The organism is Arthrobacter sp. Z1-15 (genome assembly GCF_054792395.1).
The window spans coordinates 3,633,365-3,654,536 of record NZ_CP096454.1 but is presented as its reverse complement, the minus strand read 5'-3'; the positions used below and the strand labels follow the sequence as shown (position 1 = coordinate 3,654,536).

At 65.8% G+C, this 21,172-nt stretch carries 22 protein-coding genes and 1 riboswitch; of the genes, 9 read left to right on the top strand and 13 right to left on the bottom strand.

What is annotated here, in order from left to right:
• Positions 1-29 precede the first annotated feature (29 nt).
• The gene (locus tag M1D40_RS16935; protein ID WP_461169586.1) at positions 30-1,298 is read right to left on the bottom strand and encodes an Nramp family divalent metal transporter; all 1,269 of its coding nucleotides are present in this window, start codon (positions 1,296-1,298) and stop codon (positions 30-32) included.
• A gap of 448 nt (positions 1,299-1,746) precedes the next feature.
• Between M1D40_RS16935 and M1D40_RS16930 the strand changes: the two genes are divergently transcribed.
• Complete coding sequence (locus M1D40_RS16930) at positions 1,747-3,441, top strand: HNH endonuclease signature motif containing protein (RefSeq protein WP_461169585.1); 1,695 nt, start codon at positions 1,747-1,749, stop codon at positions 3,439-3,441.
• A 40-nt stretch (positions 3,442-3,481) separates the two neighbouring features.
• Here M1D40_RS16930 and M1D40_RS16925 read toward each other — a convergent pair whose 3' ends face one another.
• From M1D40_RS16925 to M1D40_RS16885, 9 genes are all read right to left on the bottom strand, one after another.
• Complete coding sequence (locus M1D40_RS16925) at positions 3,482-3,949, bottom strand: PLD nuclease N-terminal domain-containing protein (protein ID WP_461169584.1); 468 nt, start codon at positions 3,947-3,949, stop codon at positions 3,482-3,484.
• A 338-nt stretch (positions 3,950-4,287) separates the two neighbouring features.
• Positions 4,288-4,656, bottom strand: coding sequence for a DUF1622 domain-containing protein (locus M1D40_RS16920; RefSeq protein ID WP_461169583.1), 369 nt, complete (start codon positions 4,654-4,656; stop codon positions 4,288-4,290).
• 153 nt (positions 4,657-4,809) lie between these two features.
• Positions 4,810-5,214 (bottom strand): hypothetical protein, encoded by a 405-nt coding sequence (locus M1D40_RS16915; protein ID WP_461169582.1) that lies wholly within the window; start codon positions 5,212-5,214, stop codon positions 4,810-4,812.
• A gap of 180 nt (positions 5,215-5,394) precedes the next feature.
• Entirely contained in the window at positions 5,395-5,796 is a 402-nt protein-coding gene (locus M1D40_RS16910) for a hypothetical protein (protein ID WP_461169581.1), read from the bottom strand.
• Between the two features lie 206 nt (positions 5,797-6,002).
• Complete coding sequence (locus M1D40_RS16905) at positions 6,003-6,857, bottom strand: GAP family protein (RefSeq protein WP_461169580.1); 855 nt, start codon at positions 6,855-6,857, stop codon at positions 6,003-6,005.
• A 109-nt stretch (positions 6,858-6,966) separates the two neighbouring features.
• Positions 6,967-8,427: an amino acid permease gene (locus M1D40_RS16900; RefSeq protein WP_341394314.1), complete on the bottom strand. Its 1,461-nt coding sequence runs from the start codon at positions 8,425-8,427 to the stop codon at positions 6,967-6,969.
• Positions 8,428-8,561: 134 nt separating this feature from the next.
• A complete protein-coding gene (locus tag M1D40_RS16895) occupies positions 8,562-8,945 on the bottom strand; it encodes a DMT family transporter (RefSeq protein ID WP_461169579.1) in 384 nt (127 codons plus the stop codon).
• 2 nt (positions 8,946-8,947) lie between these two features.
• Positions 8,948-9,262, bottom strand: coding sequence for a DMT family transporter (locus tag M1D40_RS16890; protein WP_461169578.1), 315 nt, complete (start codon positions 9,260-9,262; stop codon positions 8,948-8,950).
• A 10-nt stretch (positions 9,263-9,272) separates the two neighbouring features.
• Positions 9,273-9,337, bottom strand: a riboswitch (guanidine-III (ykkC-III) riboswitch).
• Positions 9,338-9,453: 116 nt separating this feature from the next.
• Entirely contained in the window at positions 9,454-10,902 is a 1,449-nt protein-coding gene (locus tag M1D40_RS16885; protein WP_461171079.1) for an MFS transporter, read from the bottom strand.
• A gap of 204 nt (positions 10,903-11,106) precedes the next feature.
• Between M1D40_RS16885 and M1D40_RS16880 the strand changes: the two genes are divergently transcribed.
• Positions 11,107-11,958: a LysR family transcriptional regulator gene (locus M1D40_RS16880; RefSeq protein WP_341394310.1), complete on the top strand. Its 852-nt coding sequence runs from the start codon at positions 11,107-11,109 to the stop codon at positions 11,956-11,958.
• 164 nt (positions 11,959-12,122) lie between these two features.
• On the opposite strand, the gene M1D40_RS16875 is transcribed toward M1D40_RS16880, so the two are convergent.
• Positions 12,123-13,175: a LacI family DNA-binding transcriptional regulator gene (locus tag M1D40_RS16875; RefSeq protein ID WP_461169577.1), complete on the bottom strand. Its 1,053-nt coding sequence runs from the start codon at positions 13,173-13,175 to the stop codon at positions 12,123-12,125.
• A gap of 136 nt (positions 13,176-13,311) precedes the next feature.
• Between M1D40_RS16875 and M1D40_RS16870 the strand changes: the two genes are divergently transcribed.
• The 6 genes from M1D40_RS16870 (at position 13,312) to M1D40_RS16845 (ending at position 19,033) form a co-directional block, all read left to right on the top strand.
• Positions 13,312-14,490 carry a Gfo/Idh/MocA family protein gene (locus M1D40_RS16870; protein WP_461169576.1) on the top strand — a complete coding sequence of 393 codons (1,179 nt, stop codon included), beginning with the start codon at positions 13,312-13,314 and terminating at the stop codon, positions 14,488-14,490.
• On the top strand, positions 14,490-15,704 hold the full coding sequence (locus tag M1D40_RS16865; protein ID WP_461169575.1) for a dihydrodipicolinate synthase family protein: 1,215 nt from the start codon (positions 14,490-14,492) through the stop codon (positions 15,702-15,704). Before M1D40_RS16870 ends, M1D40_RS16865 begins: the two co-directional genes overlap by 1 nt.
• Positions 15,701-16,543: a sugar phosphate isomerase/epimerase family protein gene (locus M1D40_RS16860; protein ID WP_461169574.1), complete on the top strand. Its 843-nt coding sequence runs from the start codon at positions 15,701-15,703 to the stop codon at positions 16,541-16,543. The genes M1D40_RS16865 and M1D40_RS16860 overlap by 4 nt, the downstream gene beginning before the upstream one ends.
• A gap of 23 nt (positions 16,544-16,566) precedes the next feature.
• Positions 16,567-16,914 carry an antibiotic biosynthesis monooxygenase family protein gene (locus tag M1D40_RS16855; protein WP_341394304.1) on the top strand — a complete coding sequence of 116 codons (348 nt, stop codon included), beginning with the start codon at positions 16,567-16,569 and terminating at the stop codon, positions 16,912-16,914.
• A 65-nt stretch (positions 16,915-16,979) separates the two neighbouring features.
• Positions 16,980-17,852 (top strand): NAD(P)H-binding protein, encoded by an 873-nt coding sequence (locus tag M1D40_RS16850; protein ID WP_461169573.1) that lies wholly within the window; start codon positions 16,980-16,982, stop codon positions 17,850-17,852.
• 86 nt (positions 17,853-17,938) lie between these two features.
• Positions 17,939-19,033 (top strand): FAD-dependent oxidoreductase, encoded by a 1,095-nt coding sequence (locus tag M1D40_RS16845; RefSeq protein WP_461169572.1) that lies wholly within the window; start codon positions 17,939-17,941, stop codon positions 19,031-19,033.
• 75 nt (positions 19,034-19,108) lie between these two features.
• Here the strand turns inward: M1D40_RS16845 and M1D40_RS16840 are convergent, their stop codons facing one another.
• A complete protein-coding gene (locus M1D40_RS16840) occupies positions 19,109-20,050 on the bottom strand; it encodes an SMP-30/gluconolactonase/LRE family protein (protein WP_461169571.1) in 942 nt (313 codons plus the stop codon).
• 99 nt (positions 20,051-20,149) lie between these two features.
• On the opposite strand from M1D40_RS16840, the gene M1D40_RS16835 reads away from it, so the two are divergent.
• Positions 20,150-20,449 (top strand): hypothetical protein, encoded by a 300-nt coding sequence (locus M1D40_RS16835; RefSeq protein ID WP_341394300.1) that lies wholly within the window; start codon positions 20,150-20,152, stop codon positions 20,447-20,449.
• 27 nt (positions 20,450-20,476) lie between these two features.
• On the opposite strand, the gene M1D40_RS16830 is transcribed toward M1D40_RS16835, so the two are convergent.
• On the bottom strand, positions 20,477-21,172 hold the full coding sequence (locus tag M1D40_RS16830; protein WP_461169570.1) for a nucleoside/nucleotide kinase family protein: 696 nt from the start codon (positions 21,170-21,172) through the stop codon (positions 20,477-20,479).

The window sequence follows — 21,172 nt, the reverse complement described above, 5'->3', positions numbered from 1 at the left end:
CGGCCGCGCCCGGTGAATCGCGGTAGCCGCTAAGCTGCACCGCTGAAGGTCAGCACCAGCAGCGTGATGTTCAGACCCACCAGAAGCAGCGCGACCACCACGCCAAGCGCCGTCGTCCACCAGCGGTTGCAGTGCACTCCCATCAGGTCCTTGCGGGAGGTGAGCCAGACCAGCGGAATCAGGGCAAACGGAATACCGAAGGACAGGATGACCTGGCTCAGGACCAGCGCCCAGGTGGGGTCGATTCCGGCCGCAAGAATCAGGAGCGCCGGAATCAGGGTGATCAGGCGGCGCAGGAGCATCGGAATGCGGACCTTCAGCAGCCCCTGCATGATTTCAGCTCCGGCGTATGCGCCCACCGACGTCGAGGCCAGGCCCGAGGCGAGGAGTCCCACCGCAAAGAGGGTTGCGACGGCGCCGCCCAGGGATGCAGCGATGGCAGCGTGAGCTCCTTCCAGCGTGTCGGTGCCGTCGACTCCCTGCAAAGAACTGGCCGCAAGCAGCAGGATGGCCAGGTTTACCGTTCCGGCCACGGCCAGTGCAATGGTGACATCCCACCGTGTGGCACGGATCAACATCGGAGTGGTGAGGGCGGCGCTGCGGTCCGGGAAGCGGTCGCGGGTCAGCGCCGAATGTGCGTAAATGGCGTGCGGCATGACGGTCGCGCCCAGAATGGAGGCGGCCAGCAGCACGGATTCGCTGCCCTTGAAACGCGGAACCAGACCGCCTGCCAGTTCACCGGCGTCGGGCGGTGAAATGACGACGCCGGCAGTGAAGCCGACGGCGATGATCGCCATCATGGACACGATCACGTACTCGAAGGTCCGGTGCCGGCCGCTGCCCTGCAGGCCGAGCACGGCCATGGAAATCACTCCTGTGATCACTCCGCCGAGCAGCAGCGGCAGGTCGAACAAAAGCCAGAGGGCTACTGCTCCGCCAATGACCTCAGCAATGTCGGTGGCCATGGCCACGAGTTCTGCCTGGAGCCAGTACAGCCGGCGTGCTGATTTGCGGCTTATGCGCTGACCCAGGAGCTCGGGCAGGGACCTGCCCGTGACCAGGCCCAGCTTGGCGGAGAGGTATTGGATGAGCCAGGCCATGGTGTTGGCGGCAACCACTACCCAGACCAGCAGGTAACCGAAGCGGGCTCCGGCAGTCATATTGCTGGCGACGTTGCCCGGGTCCAGATACGCGACTCCGGCAACCAATGCCGGACCGAGCATCCAGAGCAGGCGCTTCGGAGCAGGTGCCGGCACGTGGGATGCGGCCGAGGCTGAGGTGGCCGTTTTGTTGCTCATAACAGAAACGTAACACGCTAGTTCGGCGAGCCGAAGTTAAGCTTGCCGGGAGGTCGAACACCCGGGGCAAAGTCTTGTGCCGGTGAGGGAAAAGACCTGCGCGGGCGAGGAAAAAGAGCCAACGGGATTCGTATCCGTTTCCCTGCACAGCGCCCTGCTCAGCGCCCCTGCACAACGCCCGAACCAGGCTCCTCAGGCAGGAGGGTGCCAGTCTTCTCTCGCCTGACCCGACCCTGTCTCCTTCGCCTGACCGGACGGTTTCCTTCGGTGGACCCGACAGTCTCCTTTGCCGGATGCTGTGCGATAGGCACAGGGGAGTCGCACGGCCACCGCCTAGGTAGTCGGGTGAAAAAGTCGGGTATTTGGAGTACCTGAAAAGGGCTCCCGAGGGGCCTTTTGGGGCTCTTTTGGGGCCGGAAATGTCAGTGGCGGGTGAAAGCCTGAAGACATGGATCAGAACGGATCTTTCCCCGGCGAAGATGCCGGTAGCGGCAAGGCGGCAGAGTGCACCATGTCGGTTTACGCTGCCGCTCCCGGGACAGTTTCCGGTTCCGCAACAGCGGCTGTCCGGGACGTGCCAGGTGCCGCTCCCGGTTCCGTTCCAGCCCCGACGGCTCCTGAGCTGCCCGGCCCCGTGTACCAGGACGGACTCACCGGATCCCTGGCCCTGCAAAACCTGCAGTCCCTGAACCAGGACGAAGCCGCAACCGTCCTCTCCCGCCTCGATCACCTCATCCGCTGGGCCCAGGCCCAGCAAGCCAAAACCCTCACCCGCATCCACACCCAGTTCCGCACCGAATACCTCCAGGACACCGCCACCCTGGACCCCGCGATGGCCTTCAGCCTCGCCGCCGAGGAAGCAGCTGCGATCCTGCACGTCCCCGCGAACACCGCCATGATGTTGATGAGCGAGGCCGGAACCCTGTGCACCACCCACACCGCCACCCTGCACGCCCTGGAAACCGGAAACATCAGCTACGGCCACGCGCAGACCGTCATCGATCAGTGCCAGAACATCCCCGCGAAGGAACTGCCCTCCTTCCAAACACAACTGCTGGACCTGGCACCCGAACAAACCCACACCCAGTTCCGGGTCCGGGCCCGGCGGCTGCGGGAGAACACCTACCCGGAAACCATCACCGTGCGTCAGCGCAGCGCGTTCGAGCAGCGGCGGGTGGCCCTGCAACCTGACTGCGACGGAATGTCCTGGCTCTCGGCCCTGCTCCCGGCCGAGAAAGCCCAGGCGTTCTTCACCCGGCTCAGCATTGCAGCCCGCGGCGAGCAGGCCCACGGAGACCCGCGCACCGTGGACCAGCTCCGCACCGACATCCTCACCGACCTCCTCGACGGCGGAAACCACGACGCTACGTGTGAGGGTGACTGCCCGCGTTCCGGGTCAGGTAAGCGTTCCGGGGCGGGCAGAAGCGGGGGTTCGAAGACCGGCACCGGGTGCGGCGGCCACGGGGCCCGGGCCCGGACCGAGATCCTGGTCCTGATCAGCGCCGAAACCCTCCTGGGCGCCGATGACCAGCCCGCGGAACTGCACGGCTACGGACCCATCAGCCCCGAAACGGCACGGCGGATGGCCCGCGAAGCGGCGAAGTGGACGCCGGTGGAACGGAACCCGGACACCGAGGAGATCCTGCGGGTCGGAAAGCGGCGGAAAGTCCCGGATGGGTTGAAGCAGCTGCTGCGGGTCCGTGACGGGACGTGCCGGTTCCCGGGCTGCCGGACCAATGCGGTGATCTCCGAAATCGATCACACCAAACCCTTCGCGCAGGGAGGTGCCACCGATCACGACAACCTGGAGCATTTATGCCGGCGGCACCACATGTTCAAAACCAAAGGATTCTGGAAAGCCTGCCAGCCCAGTCCCGGGATTATTGAGTGGACCTCACCGGGAGGACGAAAGTACCGCACCGAACCACGCCTGACCCTGGCCCGGGACACAGCACCAGCCCCGCCAGCCCTGGGCCCTGCAGCAGCGGCCCGGCGGACAGCACCAGCCCTTGGACCGGTGGGTCCGGCGAGTGCCGCGAGTGTTGCGGCTGCCGGACAATCAGGCACGGGTCAGCCGGGTGCCGGAGACCGCGGCAACTACGGCGACCCGGACGACTACGGAGACGACCCGCCACCTTTCTAGGGGATATATCGGTGCGGGCCAGGCCTGCCGCTGTTGATGCCTAGATACCACCGCGGCTGCGGAGGCGGTGAACCGGCAGGGTCCACCGGACGGTACCGTGACTGGCCGCCGTCCTTTTAGCTGGCTTTCCTTTAGACAGTGTTCTCTTAGCCAGCGTTCTCCTGGCCTTCGTTCTCTTAGCCTGAGTCCTCTTACCCGTCGTCCGCTGAACTGGCTTCCGCTTAGCCAGAAAGCTCCTATCCGGCGCCACTTTGCCGGCGTCGGCCTTCGGCGTCCGTTCCGCCTCGCCGTCGTCGTGGTGGGTTGTGTTGTAGCGATGCGACGCCGCCAACCACAACACGGCGCCAGCAATGGGCAGCAGAATCACGGTTGCCGCCCACAGTCGGCGGGAAAAAGGAGAAACCCAGTCCGAATTGGCGATGCTGAAAAAGGCGGCCGCTGCCAGAGTGACGTACAAAACCAGCGATGTAGCCACCAAAGGAGCCCACATAAGGTATTCGATCGGCATACGGAAAACCTTGCTCCTTCATCATTAACAGAGGCCCAACAATCAATGAATGAAAATCTCCATTCGTGCGGCCGCACCCTCTGTTGAAGCCTTTTCGCCGCCAGTCCAGAATAGGATCAGCCGCTGCCGGCGCGCCTCATCCCCTGTGATGACATTTGGGACCGGCGATCTCCACCTTCCGCAGGGGCGACACCCGAAAGAGCATTGGCAGCACCTCAGAGTGGCCCCATGAACACGGTGGAACAGGCTGAATCCGGTTGGGTTCCGGTGGGTTCGGGTCGGGTTCGGGTGGCCCGGTGCTTTGGCTCGCGGTTGATTCCCGCCGGCCCCCGTCCCACTTATCCACCAGGAGGAACGGCGGCGGTGCCGCGTGACTGCTGCCAGGGCAGCCTGCCCGTGACTTCCAGCTGCAGGGTGTAGCTGAGGAAAGTCCGTATCAGGACGATCAGAGCCAATACACCGAGCGACTCAAAGGTGGGAGTCACAGCCACCGTGCGAATGATGTCCGCAGCCACCAGCAGCTCCAGACCGAGGAGAATGGATCTGCCCAGCTGCTGACGGTAGGACTCATACACCGGCCGTCCGCTGCGCCGGAGGAGGGTCCGCAGAGCGGACACCGTAGCAATAACGGCACCAACGATGATTACCGCCACCCCTGCCAGGTCAACAATTTCCCCGGCCGCCTCAATGATGCCCTTAAATTCCATTTCCTGCTCCGCTCCCCGGGCTGCAGCTGCTGATCCCAGCCGGCGCTCCGCCTTACCTCCATAAGCACGCGGGGGCGCGGAAGTGTCAAGGAATCGGCAGCGCAGGAGCGCATAAAGAGGAGAACCCCGGCGGGATACGCCGCTCGACTGGTCCTAAGCTGCGGCGGGCAGGACTGCGGAGTGCGAGGCTGCGGAAGGCAAAGCTGCGGGAAGCTCCGGATAGTAGAAGGACCAGTCGTCGTAGGGGTCCTGCCACGACGATTCGTCCCGGCTCACGCGCTGCACTGCCGTCGCGGGAACCCAGCGGTTGTGGGCTCGTCCGAGATCGTCCATCCAATGCAGGAGGACTGCGGTGCGGGTCCAGGCAGCTGCCTTGCCGTCAATGACGGACGACGACGGCGTCCGGCACCGGATGTACGGCTCACGGCGGTACGGCGCATGCGTGATTGGCGACGGCGTTCCGGCCAAGGTCCCGACCGGAGGGCTGACAGCGGGTCCCGGAACATGAGGCGCCGCAGGTGAGGGGGCAGGAAGGAAACTTGAAACGACGGAAGGCATGGGACAACCTTGCCGCCCGGCTCTGACATTTTGGTCCCCCTGCTGGGAGAGTAGCCCCGCTGCAAGGGTTGGCTCCTGCTGGGGGAGTAGCCCTGCTGCCGGGTTTGGCCCCTTATGGGGGAGTAACCCTGCGCAAGGTTGGCCCCGCTGCTGGGAACTGCTTAGCCGGAATTGCTCTGGTCAGGAAGCCAGATCCCGCCATTTTGCTGCTGCCTTGTTGGTCAGGGCGGCGCTGTGGTCAACGACCTTGCGAGGAACCAGACGGATAACCGGTGCCAGTTCGGAGAAACCGGGACGGACCGAATCGCCTGCAGCAGCCTTGGTGCTTTCAGGACGGTTCGCAACCAGATAAAAAACGGAAACTACGGCCACCAGTAGGGAGATGAGAGTTACGACACCGAGGCCGTACAGAGCCAGCAGTGCGTAGAAAGGCGATTCGAAGAGGCTGGCAATAAAATTGGCACTGCCGAGCAGCAGCCACAACCAGAACGCCGCCACGAGAACCAGCATGGTCCGCCCGCGGCGAAAGAGCATTGCGGATTTTTTCCGTGCAAAAGGCACTTCTTGAGACTCCCCGCCCATTTTTACTCCCCCAGCTACCGGACCCACCCAGCAGGTCCTCAAGCAGATGATAGCCCCTTTTATACCGAACGATGTCTAACGGTGCGCTGAAACGTGCTGTGTCGCGTTTTATCCGTGGGACGAAATACGGCTGGCAGGGCCGCTGCCGCCAAGGGCGTGGCCGCCAACGACGGTGGAGACGGCTGTCCCAAAAGGCGGCGCGGCGGTTATCCGCTGAGGGCGGGCCCGACAGTGTTGATGATCAGGATGACACCCAGGATTCCAGTCACCCAGGAGAGGGTGTTTGTAGACGTCCGGCTCAGACAGCCGTCCAGCCTTCTCAGGATCGGGTCCACCCGCCGGGCCGCGGTGAGGCGTGCAGCCAGAAGGATGAGTGCCGGCATGACCATGAGCGTGCAGTAGGCGGCGAGGACGAAACCGGGCAGCGGCCACGCCATAGCAGAGGTGCTGATCAAGCCGATCGCACCCAGATACGGAAGCATGGTCGCGAGTTCCAGAGTGGCAGCCGCCAGCGCCAAACCGACCAGGGCCACGCTTCCGCCCCGCGGGGAGTCGGTCCCCACTGCCTTCAGCCGCCAGCGCGACAATCGGCCCGCAGGAACGGCACCGGCGACACTGGCAGCACTGGTCCCAGCACTGGCACCGGCAGCACTGGAACTGGTACTAGTACCGGCACCGGAACCGGCGAAACTTTCGCCCTCCTGCCGGTCAGCGGTGACAGGCACCTGGACTTGTAACCGCGAGGCCTTTTCCTGTTTTGCCTTGGTTTCGAGCTGGAAGCTCCAAGCCAGCAGCGCTGCGCCGGCAACCAGCAGAAGCACCGAGAATCCGCGCGATTGGAAAAGCCCGCCGTAATTCTCGATCACAAACCCGGCGCCAAACAGGATGGCCAGCCCGGCGGCGAAGTAGAAGACGGCCACAGTCGCCAGGAACAGCAATATCCTTCCGGAACGCAGCCTGCCCGGTGCCAGCAGCAGCCAGACCGGAATGAGCAGGGTTCCAAAGCTCGTGGAATCCACGAGGGCGAGTACGGCCAAAGCACCAAAATGAGCGGGATCCATGGCCCCAACGGTAGAAGACGGTGACGCCGTCGTCGTCGGCCGAAAGGAGGACGTCCCACAGAAGCGGTCGTCCAAAGGAACGGCCCCGGCGCCGGGCAGGGGCTGGCAGTTAGGCGGCCTCGGGTGCCGGCGGCGCCAGGCGCGGGCTGCTGGGATTCAGCAGCGAATGGCGCCGCCCGTAGAACCAGTAGATGATCAGCCCAATCACGAGCCAGACGCCGAAGCGCAGCCATGTCTCCCAGTGCAGCTGCAGCATGAGGAACCCGGAGGAGAGAACGCCAAATGCCGGAATCCACGGCATCAGCGGCAGGCGGAACTCCCTGGGCGCATCGGGCTGGCGGCGGCGCAGGACGATGACTGCCACGCAGACCACCACAAACGCAGCGAGGATGCCGATGTTTGTCAGATCGGCCACGGCACGGATGGGGAAGACGCCCGCGAGCAGGGCGGAAGCAATGCCGGCGATCCAGGTCACGCGCTGCGGAGTGCCGTGGCGGTCGGTCCCGGCGAACCAGCTCGGCAGCAGGCCGTCGCGGCTCATGGAAAACCAGACCCGGGTGACACCGAGCAGGAAGGTGAGCATGACGGTCAGGATGGAGAGCACGGCGAAGGCCGAAATCACGGTGGCGATGACGGGCAGCCCGACGGACTGGAACGCAGACGCGAAGCCTGCGGTGGGGCTGATTTCGGTGTAGTTCTGCATGCCCGTCAACACCAGTGTGGCCAGGACATACAGCACCATGGCCACGGCCAGCGACAGCAGGATCGCCTTGGGCATGTGCTTCTTGCCGTCGGTTGCCTCCTCCGCTGCCGTGCTCATGGCGTCATAGCCGAACACCGCGAAAAACACCGTGGCGGCACCTGTGAAGACCACGCCGAAGCCGTTGGGCAGGAAGGGTGTGTAGTTCTCTACGTTCACGAAAAAGAATCCAAGGCCCACGATGAAGAGGATGAGCAGCACCTTCAGCCCCACGGCCACGAGCTCGAACCGGCCGAAGGTCTTGGTGCCGCGGCTGAGAATCCACGTGATGAAGAGGCAGACCACCAGAGCGGGAAGGTTCACGACCCCGCCCTCCACGGTATCGCCGGTGCCCTGCATCCAGGCCGGCACGTCGATGCCGATTCCGGCCATGAACTCGGTGAAATAGCCGGAGATGCCAATGGCGACCACGGCAACGATGGCGGTGTATTCCAGCAGCAGATCCCAGCCGATGAACCAGCCGATGATCTCGCCAAGCGCCACATACCCGTAGGTGTACGCGGAACCGGCCCGGGGAACCATGCCGGCAAATTCTGCATAGGACAATGCCGCAGCCGCACTCGCCAGGCCGGCGATGAGGAAGGAGATCAGCACGCCGGGCCCGACGCCGGGAGCATCAGCGCCCCCGTTGGCCACCAGGCCGGCGAGGGTGAAGATGCCGATGCCGATGATGCCGCCGACGCCGATGGCGGTCAGCTGCCATAGGCCGAGGCTTTTGAAGAGTTTGCTGCCGGTTTTTTCGTCTTCCACCTCGTCAATGGGCTTGCGCCGGAAGAGGGAGGTGGAGGACGAGCTTTCTGCCGTGGCCATGGAAGGCTCCGATCGTCGCTGCCGGTTTACCTGGGGTGTGCCGGAGTTCGTTTTCACTCCGGCATCCAGAGCAGTATCGTCCCGCCTGAACTCCTTGGAAAGCCCCGGCGGCAAAAGGCCGGCTCTGGAAGCCGCTAGTGCCCGCTTTCCTGATCCTGTGCGGAGGCGCCGCGGTTGGAGCTGTCCCGTGCCTCACCGGATGGCGAATCCACGAACTTCAGTCCGACCACACAGCCGATGATTCCCGCCAGGAAAAGGATCTTCAGCAGCCCGGGCTGTTCATTGCCGAAGATCATGGCATAGGCCACGGTCAGAACCGCACCCAGACCCGTCCAGACTGCGTAGGCAGTGGAGATGGGAATGAAGTTCATGGCGTACGAAAGACCCACCATGGAAAGGGCCCCGGCGGCAAGGAAGATCAGGGACGGAAGGAGAACGGTAAAGCCTGCCGAGGCGTCGAGGGCGGTTGCCCAGACGGCTTCCAGGACGGCGCTGAGGAGAAGGACGATCCACGGCATGCTTAGCCCACCAACTTTAGGCCGACAACGCAGCCCACCACGCCGAGCAGCAGCAGGACCTTAATGACCGTGGCTTTCTCGCCGCCGAACACCATCGCGTAGGCGGCGGTCAGGACGGCCCCGATACCCACCCACACGGCATAAGCGGTGCCCACAGGTATGGACTGCATGGCAAGGGCGAGGCCGGCCATGCTCAGGACGATGCCCGCCGCGAAGATGACCGTGGGCCAGAGACGCCGGAAGTTCTCCGATTTGCCGAGCGCTGTTGCCCAGACCGCCTCCAGCATGCCGGAGAAAACAAGGATGACCCATGCCATGACACATTCCTTTGGCCAGTCTTGTCGCTGTCCGGGTACTGAACCGTCGTCCGGAGACCGGGATCCGGTCTTGATCTCCTACGGTAGCAAATCCGGAACGGGCCTGCCGGTGCCGCTGACTGCCGGTGCTTGTGGCCGTGCCGTCTGCCGGCGGGCGCATCAGCAGTTCAATGGCTCAGCGACCAAGCGAATCAGGCCTGCTGCCTCCGGCTCTCGGCGATGCCCCGTGGCCGCAGAGGTGACCGCAGGCGCAGCCGTGAAGGCAACCGCAGCCGCAGGTTTCCCTGCCGTGCCAGGATGAGGCCGATGACGGCGGCAGCCAGTGCGGGGACCGCCCCGGCGACGAAAATAGCGCCCTGCGGTTCGAGAACTTCGGCCAGCCAGCCGGTGAGTGGTCCGCCGACTGCCTGTCCGCCAATCAGAACCATGATGTACAGGCTCATGACCCGCCCGCGGATGACTACCGCCGTCGTCGACTGCACGAGCTGATTGGCGCTCGTAATGAACTGCATGGAACAGAATCCGGCCACGATCATGACCGCGCCGAAGACCGGAAGGGACGGCGAAAAGGCGGACGCAGCCAGAGCGATGCCGAAGGTGGCCGCGCTGACGATGACGGTCCGAAGCCGCAGCGTCCGGCGCCGCGTCGACGCCACCGCACCGGCCAGCGCTCCGGTGGCCACCAGGGTATTCAGGAGTCCGAAGCCGTTGGCGCCGCTGTGGAAGACCTCGTCCGCGAAAGCCGCCATCAGAACAGGGGTACTCAGGGCAAAGACCGATACGAAGGCGCACATGGCCATCGGCCAGAACACGGTGGGCGTGGTGCGGGCATACCGCGCTCCTTCCCGGAGCATCCCCTTGGTGCGGGGCGCGGGTTCGGTCCGGAAAAGCTGATCGGTGCGAAGCCGTCCGAGCATGAACACCGTGAAGCTGCAGGCGGCTGCGTTGATGGCGAAGGCCCACCCTCCGCCGACGGCGCCGATCATGACGCCGGCCACTGCCGGCCCCACCATGGCGCCGAGCTGGAAGACCGAGGAGCTCACACTCAGGGCGTTGCGCAGGTGCTTGGGCCCCACCATTTCATGGACGAAAACCTGCCGTGCCGGCTGGTCAATCACGGTCACCATGCCCAGCGCCAGCGCCACAAGGTAGACATGCCACACCTGAACCGCGCCGGTCAGCGCAAGCACCGCAAGGGCAAGGGCCAGGACGGCGGCGGCAGACTGGCTCACCATCAGCAGGATCCGCTTGGAATGCCGGTCAGCGATGATTCCGCCCAGGGGTCCGAGCAGCAGGGTCGGCAGGAACTGGAAGGCGGTGGTGATACCGACGGCGGTGACGCTTCCGGAAAGCTCCAGAACAAGCCAGTCCTGGGCAATGCGCTGCATCCAGATGGCCACCACGGCCACGAGGTGCGCGGCGGTGAAGAGCCGGAAGTTCAGGATCCGCAGCGAGGCAAAGGTGTCCCGCCACGGCACGCGCTCTGAAGGCGAAGCAGCGGGGGCGGGAGTGGCCTGAGCCGGAGAAGCAACGGGGGTGGGAGGGGCCTGAGCAGGAGAAGTCTGAGCAAGAGAAGTCTGGGCCGGTGCGGGATGCGGGGAGGCGGACCGTTGGGAAGAGGGCTGTGGCGAAGGAGGCAGCGGAGAGGGTTTCTGCGGTGACGGGTGTACCAAGGAACGTCCTGTGAGCGAAGCGGCGGGTGCGGTGAGGAGGAATGAGGACCTCAGCCTAGTTCGGGACAGCAGCGAATAGAGGGAGTATGCTCCCTATCAACCTCATTGCACTTTGTAATAGGCGCGGGCGGTTTTGCTGCGGTCGGAGATGAATGCGTAACCGGAGGAACGATGTATGAGCCCGCACAGCTGCTGAGTTTTCTGACTGTGGCGGAAACCCTGAGTTTCACGGGAGCCGCAGCCCGGTTGAACCTGGCCCAGCCCACCGTCAGCCAGCACGTGCGCAAGCTGGAAGCCGCGTGCGGCCGGATCCTCCTGGAGCGTGACACGCAAACGGTGCGCCTGACCGACAACGGCGACGCCATGGCCGGTTTTGCCCGGAACATCCTGGCCGCACATCAGAGCGCGGAATCGTATTTCTCCGGTTCGGCCATGCGGGGCCGGATCCGCTTCGGCAGCGCGGACGACCTGTCCCTGACCCGGCTGCCGGATATTCTGCGGCGCTTCCGCCGGCTGTATCCGCAGATTAATCTCGAGTTGACCGTGAGCCAGAGCGACCGCCTCCACCGCCGGCTGCAGGCCGGACAGCTCGACCTGGTGTTTATCAAGACCGCAGCCAACTCTGATCAGGGAACGGATGTCCGTCGTGACCGGTTTGTCTGGGTCGGGCTCAAGGAGACAGTCCTGGAACCGGGTGCTCCGGTTCCGCTCGTTGCCTACCCGCATCCCAGCCTGAGCCGGCGGTTCGCGATCGAGGCGCTGGAAGCCGCCGGCCGGACCTGGCGGGTCACCTGCAACACGCGCGAGGTTAACGGGATCCTGGCGGCAACCCGTGCCGGAATTGGTCTGTCGGTGCTGCCTTCCTCCCTGGTTCCGGCCGATCTGGAGAAAGTGGGCAGACGGCTGGACCTGCCTCCGCTCGGCGAAGTGGACTTCACCCTGATGAGTAATCCGCTGGCCAACCGGGACGTGGTGGATGTGCTCGCGGCCGCCATCGCCGACAACGTGGAGGCCGGAGTCTAGGAAGATCCGGAGGCGACGGGCGGAAGGTCCGGGCGCCGGGAGGAAAATCCGGGCGTGGGGAGGAAGGTCTGGGCCCCGGGCGGAAGATCCGGAGGCGACAGGCGGAAGGTCCGGGCACGGGGGAAAATGGCGGTGGCGAGGCGCCCCGCTGTACTCAGGTACGGCTAGGAAACGTCCGTGCTCCGGCGCAGAATAACGTGGCCTTCAGCCACGTAGGGCTCTGCCGAAGAATCCTCCGCGAGTACGAGGGCGACCGCCTCGCTGCCCAGGCTGGACAGCGGCAGCTGTGCCGTGGTCAGTGCAGGAGTGAAATCACGAAGGGTTTCGATGTCATCGAAACCGGCGACTGCAACATCCTCGGGAATGCGCAGCGCGTGTTCGCGCAGGCCGGCGATGGCTCCAATGGCCATGACATCGCTGGCTGCAAACACGCAGACGGCGGGGCGGCCCCCGGGGCCCCCGGCCAGTTCGCCCGCCAGCGCGACGGCCGCCTCGTAACCGCCGTCGCGGTTGAAACCGGTCCGTCGAACCTCCGCGGGCTCCAGGCCTGCCTGCCTCAGGCCCTCCTGGAAGCCGGCCACGCGTTCGTCGGAGGTGAGCAGGCCCTCGGGCCCGGCCAGGATGAGGAAGCGGCGGTGGCCGGCACCGGCCAGATCCGCAGCAAGCCGAAGGCTGAGCTCACGGTTGGGCACCGGGACGGTGCGGAAGCCGTCCTCGGCCACAGATCCCACCAGAGGCTGGCCGATCACCGCCACCTTGCCGCCGTTGGTACGGTAGCGCCGCAGCTCGGCGAGCAGGAGTTCATTTTCTTGGGCGGCTTCCGGGGTGTTAAAACGCGTTCCGGCGATCACGATCGCATCCGCACGGCGTGCGGCAAAAGCGGCGACGGCGCGGTGCTCGCTGGCCGGTCCGCCGCCCGTGCTTGCCAGCAGGACCACCTTCTGCTGGTCCTGTACGGCCTCCTGGACGCCGCGGGCAATGGTGGAAAAGTACGGGTCCGCAATGTCGTGAAGGATCAGTCCCAGCATCCCGCTGTTCTTTTTCGCCAGGCCCTGGGCCTGTGCGTTGGCGATGTAGCCGAGCTCCACCGCTGACGCCCTGACCCGTTCGGAAATGGCATCGCCGGGACGGCGGCTGGAGCCGTTGAGTACGCGGGAGGCGGTGGCGAGGGAAACCCCGGCATGGCGGGCAACTTCATACAAGGTGCTAGCGGGCACGTTTCCTCCACTGTAGTCAGGGGGCAATTATGGCACCCCCGGGAAAGTGCTTGCCAGAAGCTGGGGGCTGGGGCAGGATGGACCCATTCCGGAATGCGCTTTCCGCATTTTCCCGCCGTCGACGGAGACCGACCCCATGGAGAACACCACCCCCAGCCCCCGCACCATCCGAATTGCCATGAACGGAATCACCGGACGGATGGGGTACCGCCAGCACCTGCTGCGTTCCATCCTGCCCATCGTTGAAGCCGGCGGATTCCTGCTCGAAGACGGCACCCGGATCCAGGTGGAGCCGATCCTGGTGGGCCGGAATGAAGCCAAGCTCCGGGAACTGGCGGAAAAGCACAAGGTGTCCGAATGGACCACGGACCTGGACGCCGTCATCGCAGACCCCACCGTCGACGTCGTTTTCGACGCTTCCATGACAAACCTCCGGGCTGCCACCCTCAAGAAGGCCATGCTGGCCGGCAAGCACATCTTCACCGAAAAACCCACGGCGGAAACCCTCGAGGAGGCCATTGAGCTGGCCCGGCTCGGACGCGAAACCGGGGTGACTGCCGGCGTCGTGCACGACAAGCTGTACCTGCCCGGCCTCGTCAAGCTCCGCCGCCTGGTTGACGAAGGGTTTTTCGGGCGGATCCTCTCCATCCGGGGCGAATTCGGCTATTGGGTCTTCGAGGGGGAGAGCCAGGCCGCACAGCGTCCGTCCTGGAACTACCGCAAGGAAGACGGCGGCGGCATGACCACCGACATGTTCTGTCACTGGAGCTACGTGCTCGAAGGCATCATCGGCAAAGTCCGTACCGTCAATGCCAAGACCGTCACCCACATCCCCACCCGCTGGGACGAGGACAGCAACGAATACCAGGCCACCGCGGACGACGCCGCCTACGGCATCTTCGAGCTGGAAACCCCGGCCGGTGATCCTGTGGTCGGCCAGATCAACTCCTCCTGGGCCGTCCGCGTGTACCGCGACGAACTGGTCGAATTCCAGGTGGACGGCACGCACGGCTCCGCCGTCGCCGGTCTGAACAAGTGCGTGTCCCAGCACCGGGTGAACACACCCAAGCCGGTCTGGAACCCGGACCTGCCGGTGACCGAATCCTTCCGCAGCCAGTGGCAGGAAGTGCCGGCCAACGCGGACCTGGACAACGGCTTCAAGCTGCAGTGGGAAGAATTCCTGCGCGACGTCGTCGCCGGCCGCGAACACCGCTTCGGCCTGCTCTCCGCTGCCCGGGGCGTGCAGCTGGCCGAACTCGGCCTGAGATCCTCCGCGGAGCGGCGCACCTTGGACATTGAAGAGATTGCCCTCTGATGGCTGAGCTGATGCTTCCGGCCGACGACGGCGGCACCCGCGCCTATACGACCGCTCCGCCTCCGGAGTGGCACCGCCCGTCGGCGCCGCTGCGCGCACGCCGAGCCTACGCCGCCGCCCACGTTATCCCGCGTACCGCCGGCAACAATGTCCCGGGTGCTCCGGCTGACCTGGACTGGGACGCCACGCTGGGTTACCGGCATGAGCTGTGGTCCTACGGGCTGGGGGTCGCCGATGCCATGGACACGGCCCAGCGCGGAATGGGCCTGGATTGGGCGGCCACTCAGGAACTGATCAAACGCTCCGCTGCTGAGGCCGCGGGCGTGGTTGGCACGGATGCGCCCGCCGTCGCCGGCAAGACTGTCCGCGACCTGCTTGCCGCCGGAGCCGGCACCGACCAGCTTGACCTGGCCATGCTGCCGTCCGGGCGGGCGGGAGTGGACGCGGTGCTGGAGGCCTACCGCGAGCAGATGGCAGTGGTGGAGGGATCCGGGGCCAAGGTGATCCTGATGGCTTCGCGCGCCCTTGCCCAAGCGGCATCGGGTCCGGAGGATTACCTGCGTGTGTACTCCACGCTGCTGGCTGAAGCCGCTGAGCCGGTCATCCTGCACTGGCTGGGGGACATGTTCGACCCCGCACTGGCCGGCTACTGGGGCGGCGCGGACGTCGATGCAGCCACCGCCACCTTCCGGGAACTGATCGAAGGGTCCGCGGACAAGGTTGACGGAGTGAAAGTGTCCCTGCTCGACGCCGCCCACGAGAAGGCGCTGCGTGCGGCCCTTCCGGAGGGAGTGCGCCTTTATACCGGGGACGATTTCAACTATCCCGAGCTGATCGACGGAGACGGGACGCACCATTCCGACGCCCTGTTGGGGATTTTTGCGGCGATCTACCCGGCCGCCTCCGCTGCACTGCAGGATTACGACGCCGGCCGGCCGGACAAGGCGCGGGCCATCCTGGATTCCACCCGGGAGCTGGGCCTGCATATCTTCAGCGCCCCCACGTTCTACTACAAGACGGGTATCGCGTTCCTGTCCTGGCTCAACGGCAGGCAGCCCGGCTTCTCCATGGTGGGCGGGCTGCAGAACGGCCGCTCGGTCCCGCATCTGGTGCGGACCTTCGAGCTGGCGGACCGGGCCGGACTGCTCGCGGACCCTGACTTCTCCGCCGCCCGCATGCAGGCCTGGCTCACCGTGAACGGAGTTGCCTCGTGACTGACTTCTCCCGGCTGTCCCTGAACAGCGCCACCACCAAATACTGGACCCTGGAGCAGGTCATCGAGGGATGCGTCCGCGCCGGAATCCCCGCCGTCGGCCCGTGGCGGGACCGCGTTGCCGAAGTGGGCACGGAACGGGCGGCCAAACTCATCAGCAATGCCGGGCTCCGGGTGTCCTCCCTGTGCCGCGGCGGTTTCCTGACCGCCGCGGACGCCGAGGGCCGCGAGGCAGCTGTCCGGGACAACCGGGCCGCCATTCTGGAGGCCGAAGCCCTGGGGGCGTCCGAGCTGTTCCTCGTGGTTGGCGGGCTTCCGGACGGTGACAGGGACATCGTTGCCGCACGGCAACGCGTCGCGGACCGGCTGGAGGAACTGGTCCCCTTTGCCGCCGAGCACGGTGTGCGCCTGGTGCTGGAGCCCCTGCATCCGATGTACGCCGCGGACCGGGCACTTCTCTCCACTCTGGGGCAGGCACTGGACCTGGCCGCTCCCTACCCTGCCGCCGTCGTCGGCGTGGCAGTGGATACCTTCCACGTGTGGTGGGACCCGCAGCTGCGGGCGCAGATTGCCAGGGCCGGCCGTGAAGACCGGATCGCGTCCTACCAGGTCTGCGATTTCAACCTGCCCATCGCTTCCGATGCTCTGCTTTCGCGCGGGATCATGGGCGACGGCGTCATCGACTTTGCCACGATCACCGGCTGGGTGGCCGAGGCCGGATACACCGGTGACATTGAGGTGGAGATCTTTAACCAGGAAATTTGGGACAACCCCGGCGACGAGCTCCTGGAGACCGTCAAGGCGCGCTACGCCTCGCTGGTGCTGCCCTGGGCCGGGTAGGCCGCACCGACGATAATAGGGACATGACCATTATCAAGATCAACGCCATCACCGTTCCCGCCGATTCCGGAGATGAGCTCGCGCACCGGTTTGCAGCCCGTGCCGGTGCCGTGGACGGACAGGACGGCTTCGAGGGGTTTGAACTGCTGCAGCCCACCGACGAACGCACGACCTGGCTTGTTCTCACGCGGTGGCGGGATGAGGAGTCGTTCCAGGCTTGGGTGGAGTCCAAGAACTTCGGCCACGGGCACGGCGCAGCAGCGGCAGGTGACGGTGAGCCGGCGGGGACTCCGCGGAGCAAGCCCGTCGGGTTGAGCGCCGAGCTGTGGAGCTACCGGACCGCCGGAGGCAGCACCGGAACCACTGAGTGAGCGCTTCCTCTTGATGAATACCTGCCGGCAGGCCACTCTGGTGGCGACGGCTGCGGAGGATTCTCATGAAGATTGTGGTGACAACCCCAACGGGACGCGTGGGATCCCGGGTGGTCCAGCTGCTGGTGCAGGCGGGAATGCAGCCCACGGTCCTGGTGCGGGACGCCGGCCGTTTGGATCCCGCCCTCATTGGACGCTGCGATGTGGTGGAAGGCGACTCCGGGGATGAACGGGCAGTGATCCGGGCGACGCTGGGTGCAGATGCGCTGTACTGGGTGGATCCTCCCACCGGGGATGACGATCCGGTTGCCGGATATCTCCGGATGGGCAGGACTGCGGCATCGGCGGTCAGCACCAATGCCGTGCCGCGGGTGGTGTTTCAAAGCAGTGTCGGCGCCGAAGCCCGCAGCGGTTTCGGCGAGATTGACGGACTGGGCGGCACCGAGGAATTGCTCAATGCCACCGGCGCGCACGTGACGCATCTGCGCTGCGGCTACTTTTTTACCAATCTGCTGATGGATCTGGAGTCCCTGCGGGCGGGCGTGCTCTCCACGACGCTTCCGGCGGAGCACCAGATGCCCTGGGTGGACCCGCGGGATGTGGGCGATGTGGCCGCGGCGCGTCTGCTGGCTCGGGACTGGACCGGGGTGAGCACGCTGGGCGTACTTGGGCCACGGGATCTGACCTTCCCGGAAGTCGCACGGATCGTCGGAGAGGCAGTCGGCCGCGAGCTGGTCGTTGATCAAGTGGCGGAGGGCGACGCCGCGGCCGGGCTGCGCACTGCCGGCCTCACCGAGGCACAGGTCGAGGGAGTGCTGGGCATGTCCCGGGGCCAGCTGGGTTTTACGCCGGAGAATCAGCGGAACTACCTCTCAACCACCCCCACCGCCCTGGGCGCCTGGGCCTGGGAGAACCTGCGTCCGCTGCTGGCAGCGTGAGCGGCCGTTGCATCATTCATCGGTTTCCTGCAGGCTTACCGGGATTGGCCGCCGGGCGCGGCTCCGGAGATTGAGGAGGGGCGGCGATGCGCGGATCGGCAGTGATCGTCGGAGCAGGCATTGCAGGAATGGCCGCCGCCCGGGGGCTGCTCCGTGCCGGCTGGTCAGTGCAGGTCCTTGAACGCAACGGGAGCTTGCCCGGAAGCGGAACGGCGCTGGCGATGTGGCCGGAGGCAATGCGGGCACTGGATGTGCTGGGAGCCGGCGGGACGGTCCGCGCCGGTTCGGTTGAGCAGCCCGGTGCCCGCCTCCTGAGGCCCGACGGCAGCGAGATTGCGGCGCTCGGCGGAGGCAGAACCGCCAGGCTGGTGCCCCGGACAGTCCTGTTGGAGGCACTGGCGGATGAACTTCCCCCGGGGCTGATCCGTTGGAACTCGCCGGTTGCCGGCCTGGAAACCCTGCCCCGCGCCGACGTTGTTATTGCCGCGGACGGTATTTCCAGCCGGCTGCGCACCGGATGCTGCGCCGCGAGGCCCCGGCCGCTGGGAACGGTGGCATTCCGGGGTGTTGTTCCCGGTCCGGCTGCCGAAGTGACGGAGACGTGGGGGCCCGGACGCCTGTTCGGCATCACACCGCTGGACGGGCAAAACACCAACTGGTTCGCCTGTATCCGCTCTGAAGACCTGGCGCTCTTCCGTTCCGGACAAGGTTCCGGGCAAGGTGCCGGACAGGGTTCCGGACCAGGGGAAGGTTCCCTGGAAGAAGTCCGGGGAAGGGCGGGCGAGATACTGACCAGCCTCTACCGCGGCTGGCATCCGGCCGTGGTCCGGGTCATTGGAAACCTCGAGGGGAACCCGGTGGACTACCGCGAGTTGTTCGACATACCGCGGCTGCCCTCCTACGTCTTCGGAAGGACGGCGCTGCTGGGCGATGCCGCCCACGGCATGGCGCCAAACCTGGGGCGGGGCGCCTGCGAAGCACTTCTTGACGCGGTAGCGCTGGTGGAGGCCTTGACGAAGGCTTCCGACGCCGACGCCGCCCTGCGCTCCTACGACGCCGGCCGGCGCCGCCGGGGAAACCGGATGGTGCGTGCGGCACGGCTGCTGAACCGGGCCAGCACGGCCAAACGCTTCACTGCAGCCCGCAACCTCGCGGTGTCCACCGCCGCACGATTCAGCTGACCGTGGCTAGGGGCAACCGCCCGGCGTCGGCTGCTTTAACGGCCGCCTCTAACGGCCGCCTCTAACGGACCGCCTCTAACGGCCGCCGTCCCGAAGCGCGGCAGCCGCATCGGTAACCGTGGTGCGGATCCGGTACAGGCTGCTCGACGCCGTCATATACAGGGTGGTGCCGTCCTCGCCGCCGAAGCACACATTGCTGACAGTCTCTGGAACCGGGATCCGCAGCAGCTGCTCACCTTCGGGGGAAAACACCTGCACCCCGTCCTGCGACGAGGACCAGATGTTGCCGTGGACGTCCACCCGGAAGCCGTCCGGAACGCCCGGATCCACCTCGGCAAAAACCCGTCCGTTGCGGGCAAACCGGCCGCCGACGACGTCGTACGCATGAATTGCGTGGCCGTGCAGGCGCTCGCCGCCGTCCATGGCGGGGGTGCCCAGCGAGGTATCCGATACGTACAGGACGGATTCATCCGGGGAGAACGCCAGCCCGTTGGGCACCTCGACGTCAATGACCGCCGGAGTCAGCTCACCGCTGGCCGGATCAAAGCGGAAGACATAGCGGTCGCCGTACTCTTCCCGGCCCGGGTGGCCCTCTGTCTCCTTCTGGATTCCATAGGAGGGATCGCTGAACCAGATGGTGCCGTCGGACTTCACCACCACATCGTTCGGCGAGTTCAGCCGTCGCCCGTTGTAGGAGTCCACAAGCGTGCTGACGGCGGGGACGGCGTCGTCCGCCGTGCCGGTGTCCCGCTCAATGGCCCGCCGGCCGTGCGAGCACTGGATGACCGCTCCGTCGAGGTCCAGAGCCCGGCCGTTGGTGAACTCGGCGTTCTGTGCGTAGACCTCCAAGTCGCCGGTCCGCTCGCGGTATTCCAGGATCCGGTTGCCCGGAATATCGCTGAAGCGCACCGCCGACCGCCCGGGAATCCAGACCGGCCCTTCGGCCCAGTCGGCGCCGGTGGCCACCTTTTCCAGTGCGGCATCGTCAGCCAGCAGATTTTCGGGTGTCGTCGTCATGTTCAGTCCTTCAGCGGGAGGGGAAGGGGTCCGCCCCAGCTTAGACGGTGGGCCGCGCTAGGCTGGAACTTGTTCCCAGCTAAAAGGAGAAAATCCGCAGTGAGTGCACTTCTGAGTTCCCTCGTTTCCAGCGCCGGTCTGATCGGCGGTTACAAGACCGCACGGGACACCGGCAACCGCCAGCTCGGCGGAGCGGTCCTGGCTGCCGCAGGCGCGGCAGCCTTTACCCTGTGGAAGCGCGACGCCGGCACCGGTACGGCCGCAGCCCTGACCGCCGGCTACGTGACGGCGTTTGGCCTGTCGCACCCGCTCGCGAAGAAGCTCGGTGCCTGGCCGTCGGTCTTTACGGTGACTGCCGCCACGGCTGCTGCCTCCCTCATCTTCGGACGCCGCCGCTAGCGGTCTGCTGTCGATGCATCCGCAGGGTTACCCGTTTCCTGCGGATGCATCGGCAACCCGGACGACGGCGTCCGCCTGCCCGGCATAGGCTGCGATGATCCGGGCATTGGCTTCGTCGCTGCCCGAGGTCCACTCGCGGGCCTCATCCGCCGTCTTGCCAAACTGCGTGTGGCGGCGGATCAGCCGCTCACGGCGGACGGCGTCGTCGGCCTCGAGGTACCACACCTCGTCCATGGCGGCCCTGGCCCGCGGCCAGAGGCCCCGGGGGAGGAGCAGGTAGTTGCCCTCGGTGATGACAAGCGGGACAGCGGCACGGATGGGTAGGGCAGACCCGATCGGTTCTTCCAGTTCGCGCCGAAAGTCAGGGGCGTAAATGACCGGCTCCTCGGCCGTCTGGCTGCGGAGGCGCTCCAGCAGCGCAGCGTATCCGCCGTCGTCGAACGTGTCCGGAGCACCCTTGCGCCCGCGCCGGCCCAACGCGTCCAGCACGCTGTTGGCCAGGTGGAAACCGTCCATCGGCACCAGGACGGCGGTTTCGGGACCCAGCGTTTCCACGAGGTGCGCCGCAAGCGTGGACTTGCCCGCCCCGGGCGCTCCGGTGATCCCCAAAATCCGACGCGTTCCTGCAGATGCCAGCAACCGCGCGCGGCGGGCGAGCTCAGCGACGCTGACCGATTGCTGCGGGGCCCGGCCGGTGCCCTCCCCGGGCTGAAAGTTGTTCAT

Coding starts and splice junctions, on each gene's coding strand:
- M1D40_RS16870 (WP_461169576.1), top strand. CDS start 13,312: ATGGAGAACACCACCCCCAGCCCCCGCACCATCCGAATTGCCATGAAC.
- M1D40_RS16865 (WP_461169575.1), top strand. CDS start 14,490: ATGGCTGAGCTGATGCTTCCGGCCGACGACGGCGGCACCCGCGCCTAT.
- M1D40_RS16930 (WP_461169585.1), top strand. CDS start 1,747: ATGGATCAGAACGGATCTTTCCCCGGCGAAGATGCCGGTAGCGGCAAG.
- M1D40_RS16830 (WP_461169570.1), bottom strand. CDS start 21,172: ATGAACAACTTTCAGCCCGGGGAGGGCACCGGCCGGGCCCCGCAGCAA.
- M1D40_RS16895 (WP_461169579.1), bottom strand. CDS start 8,945: ATGCCGTGGATCGTCCTTCTCCTCAGCGCCGTCCTGGAAGCCGTCTGG.
- M1D40_RS16855 (WP_341394304.1), top strand. CDS start 16,567: ATGACCATTATCAAGATCAACGCCATCACCGTTCCCGCCGATTCCGGA.
- M1D40_RS16890 (WP_461169578.1), bottom strand. CDS start 9,262: ATGGCATGGGTCATCCTTGTTTTCTCCGGCATGCTGGAGGCGGTCTGG.
- M1D40_RS16935 (WP_461169586.1), bottom strand. CDS start 1,298: ATGAGCAACAAAACGGCCACCTCAGCCTCGGCCGCATCCCACGTGCCG.
- M1D40_RS16840 (WP_461169571.1), bottom strand. CDS start 20,050: ATGACGACGACACCCGAAAATCTGCTGGCTGACGATGCCGCACTGGAA.
- M1D40_RS16880 (WP_341394310.1), top strand. CDS start 11,107: ATGTATGAGCCCGCACAGCTGCTGAGTTTTCTGACTGTGGCGGAAACC.
- M1D40_RS16900 (WP_341394314.1), bottom strand. CDS start 8,427: ATGGCCACGGCAGAAAGCTCGTCCTCCACCTCCCTCTTCCGGCGCAAG.
- M1D40_RS16845 (WP_461169572.1), top strand. CDS start 17,939: ATGCGCGGATCGGCAGTGATCGTCGGAGCAGGCATTGCAGGAATGGCC.
- M1D40_RS16915 (WP_461169582.1), bottom strand. CDS start 5,214: ATGCCTTCCGTCGTTTCAAGTTTCCTTCCTGCCCCCTCACCTGCGGCG.
- M1D40_RS16910 (WP_461169581.1), bottom strand. CDS start 5,796: ATGGGCGGGGAGTCTCAAGAAGTGCCTTTTGCACGGAAAAAATCCGCA.
- M1D40_RS16920 (WP_461169583.1), bottom strand. CDS start 4,656: ATGGAATTTAAGGGCATCATTGAGGCGGCCGGGGAAATTGTTGACCTG.
- M1D40_RS16925 (WP_461169584.1), bottom strand. CDS start 3,949: ATGCCGATCGAATACCTTATGTGGGCTCCTTTGGTGGCTACATCGCTG.
- M1D40_RS16850 (WP_461169573.1), top strand. CDS start 16,980: ATGAAGATTGTGGTGACAACCCCAACGGGACGCGTGGGATCCCGGGTG.
- M1D40_RS16905 (WP_461169580.1), bottom strand. CDS start 6,857: ATGGATCCCGCTCATTTTGGTGCTTTGGCCGTACTCGCCCTCGTGGAT.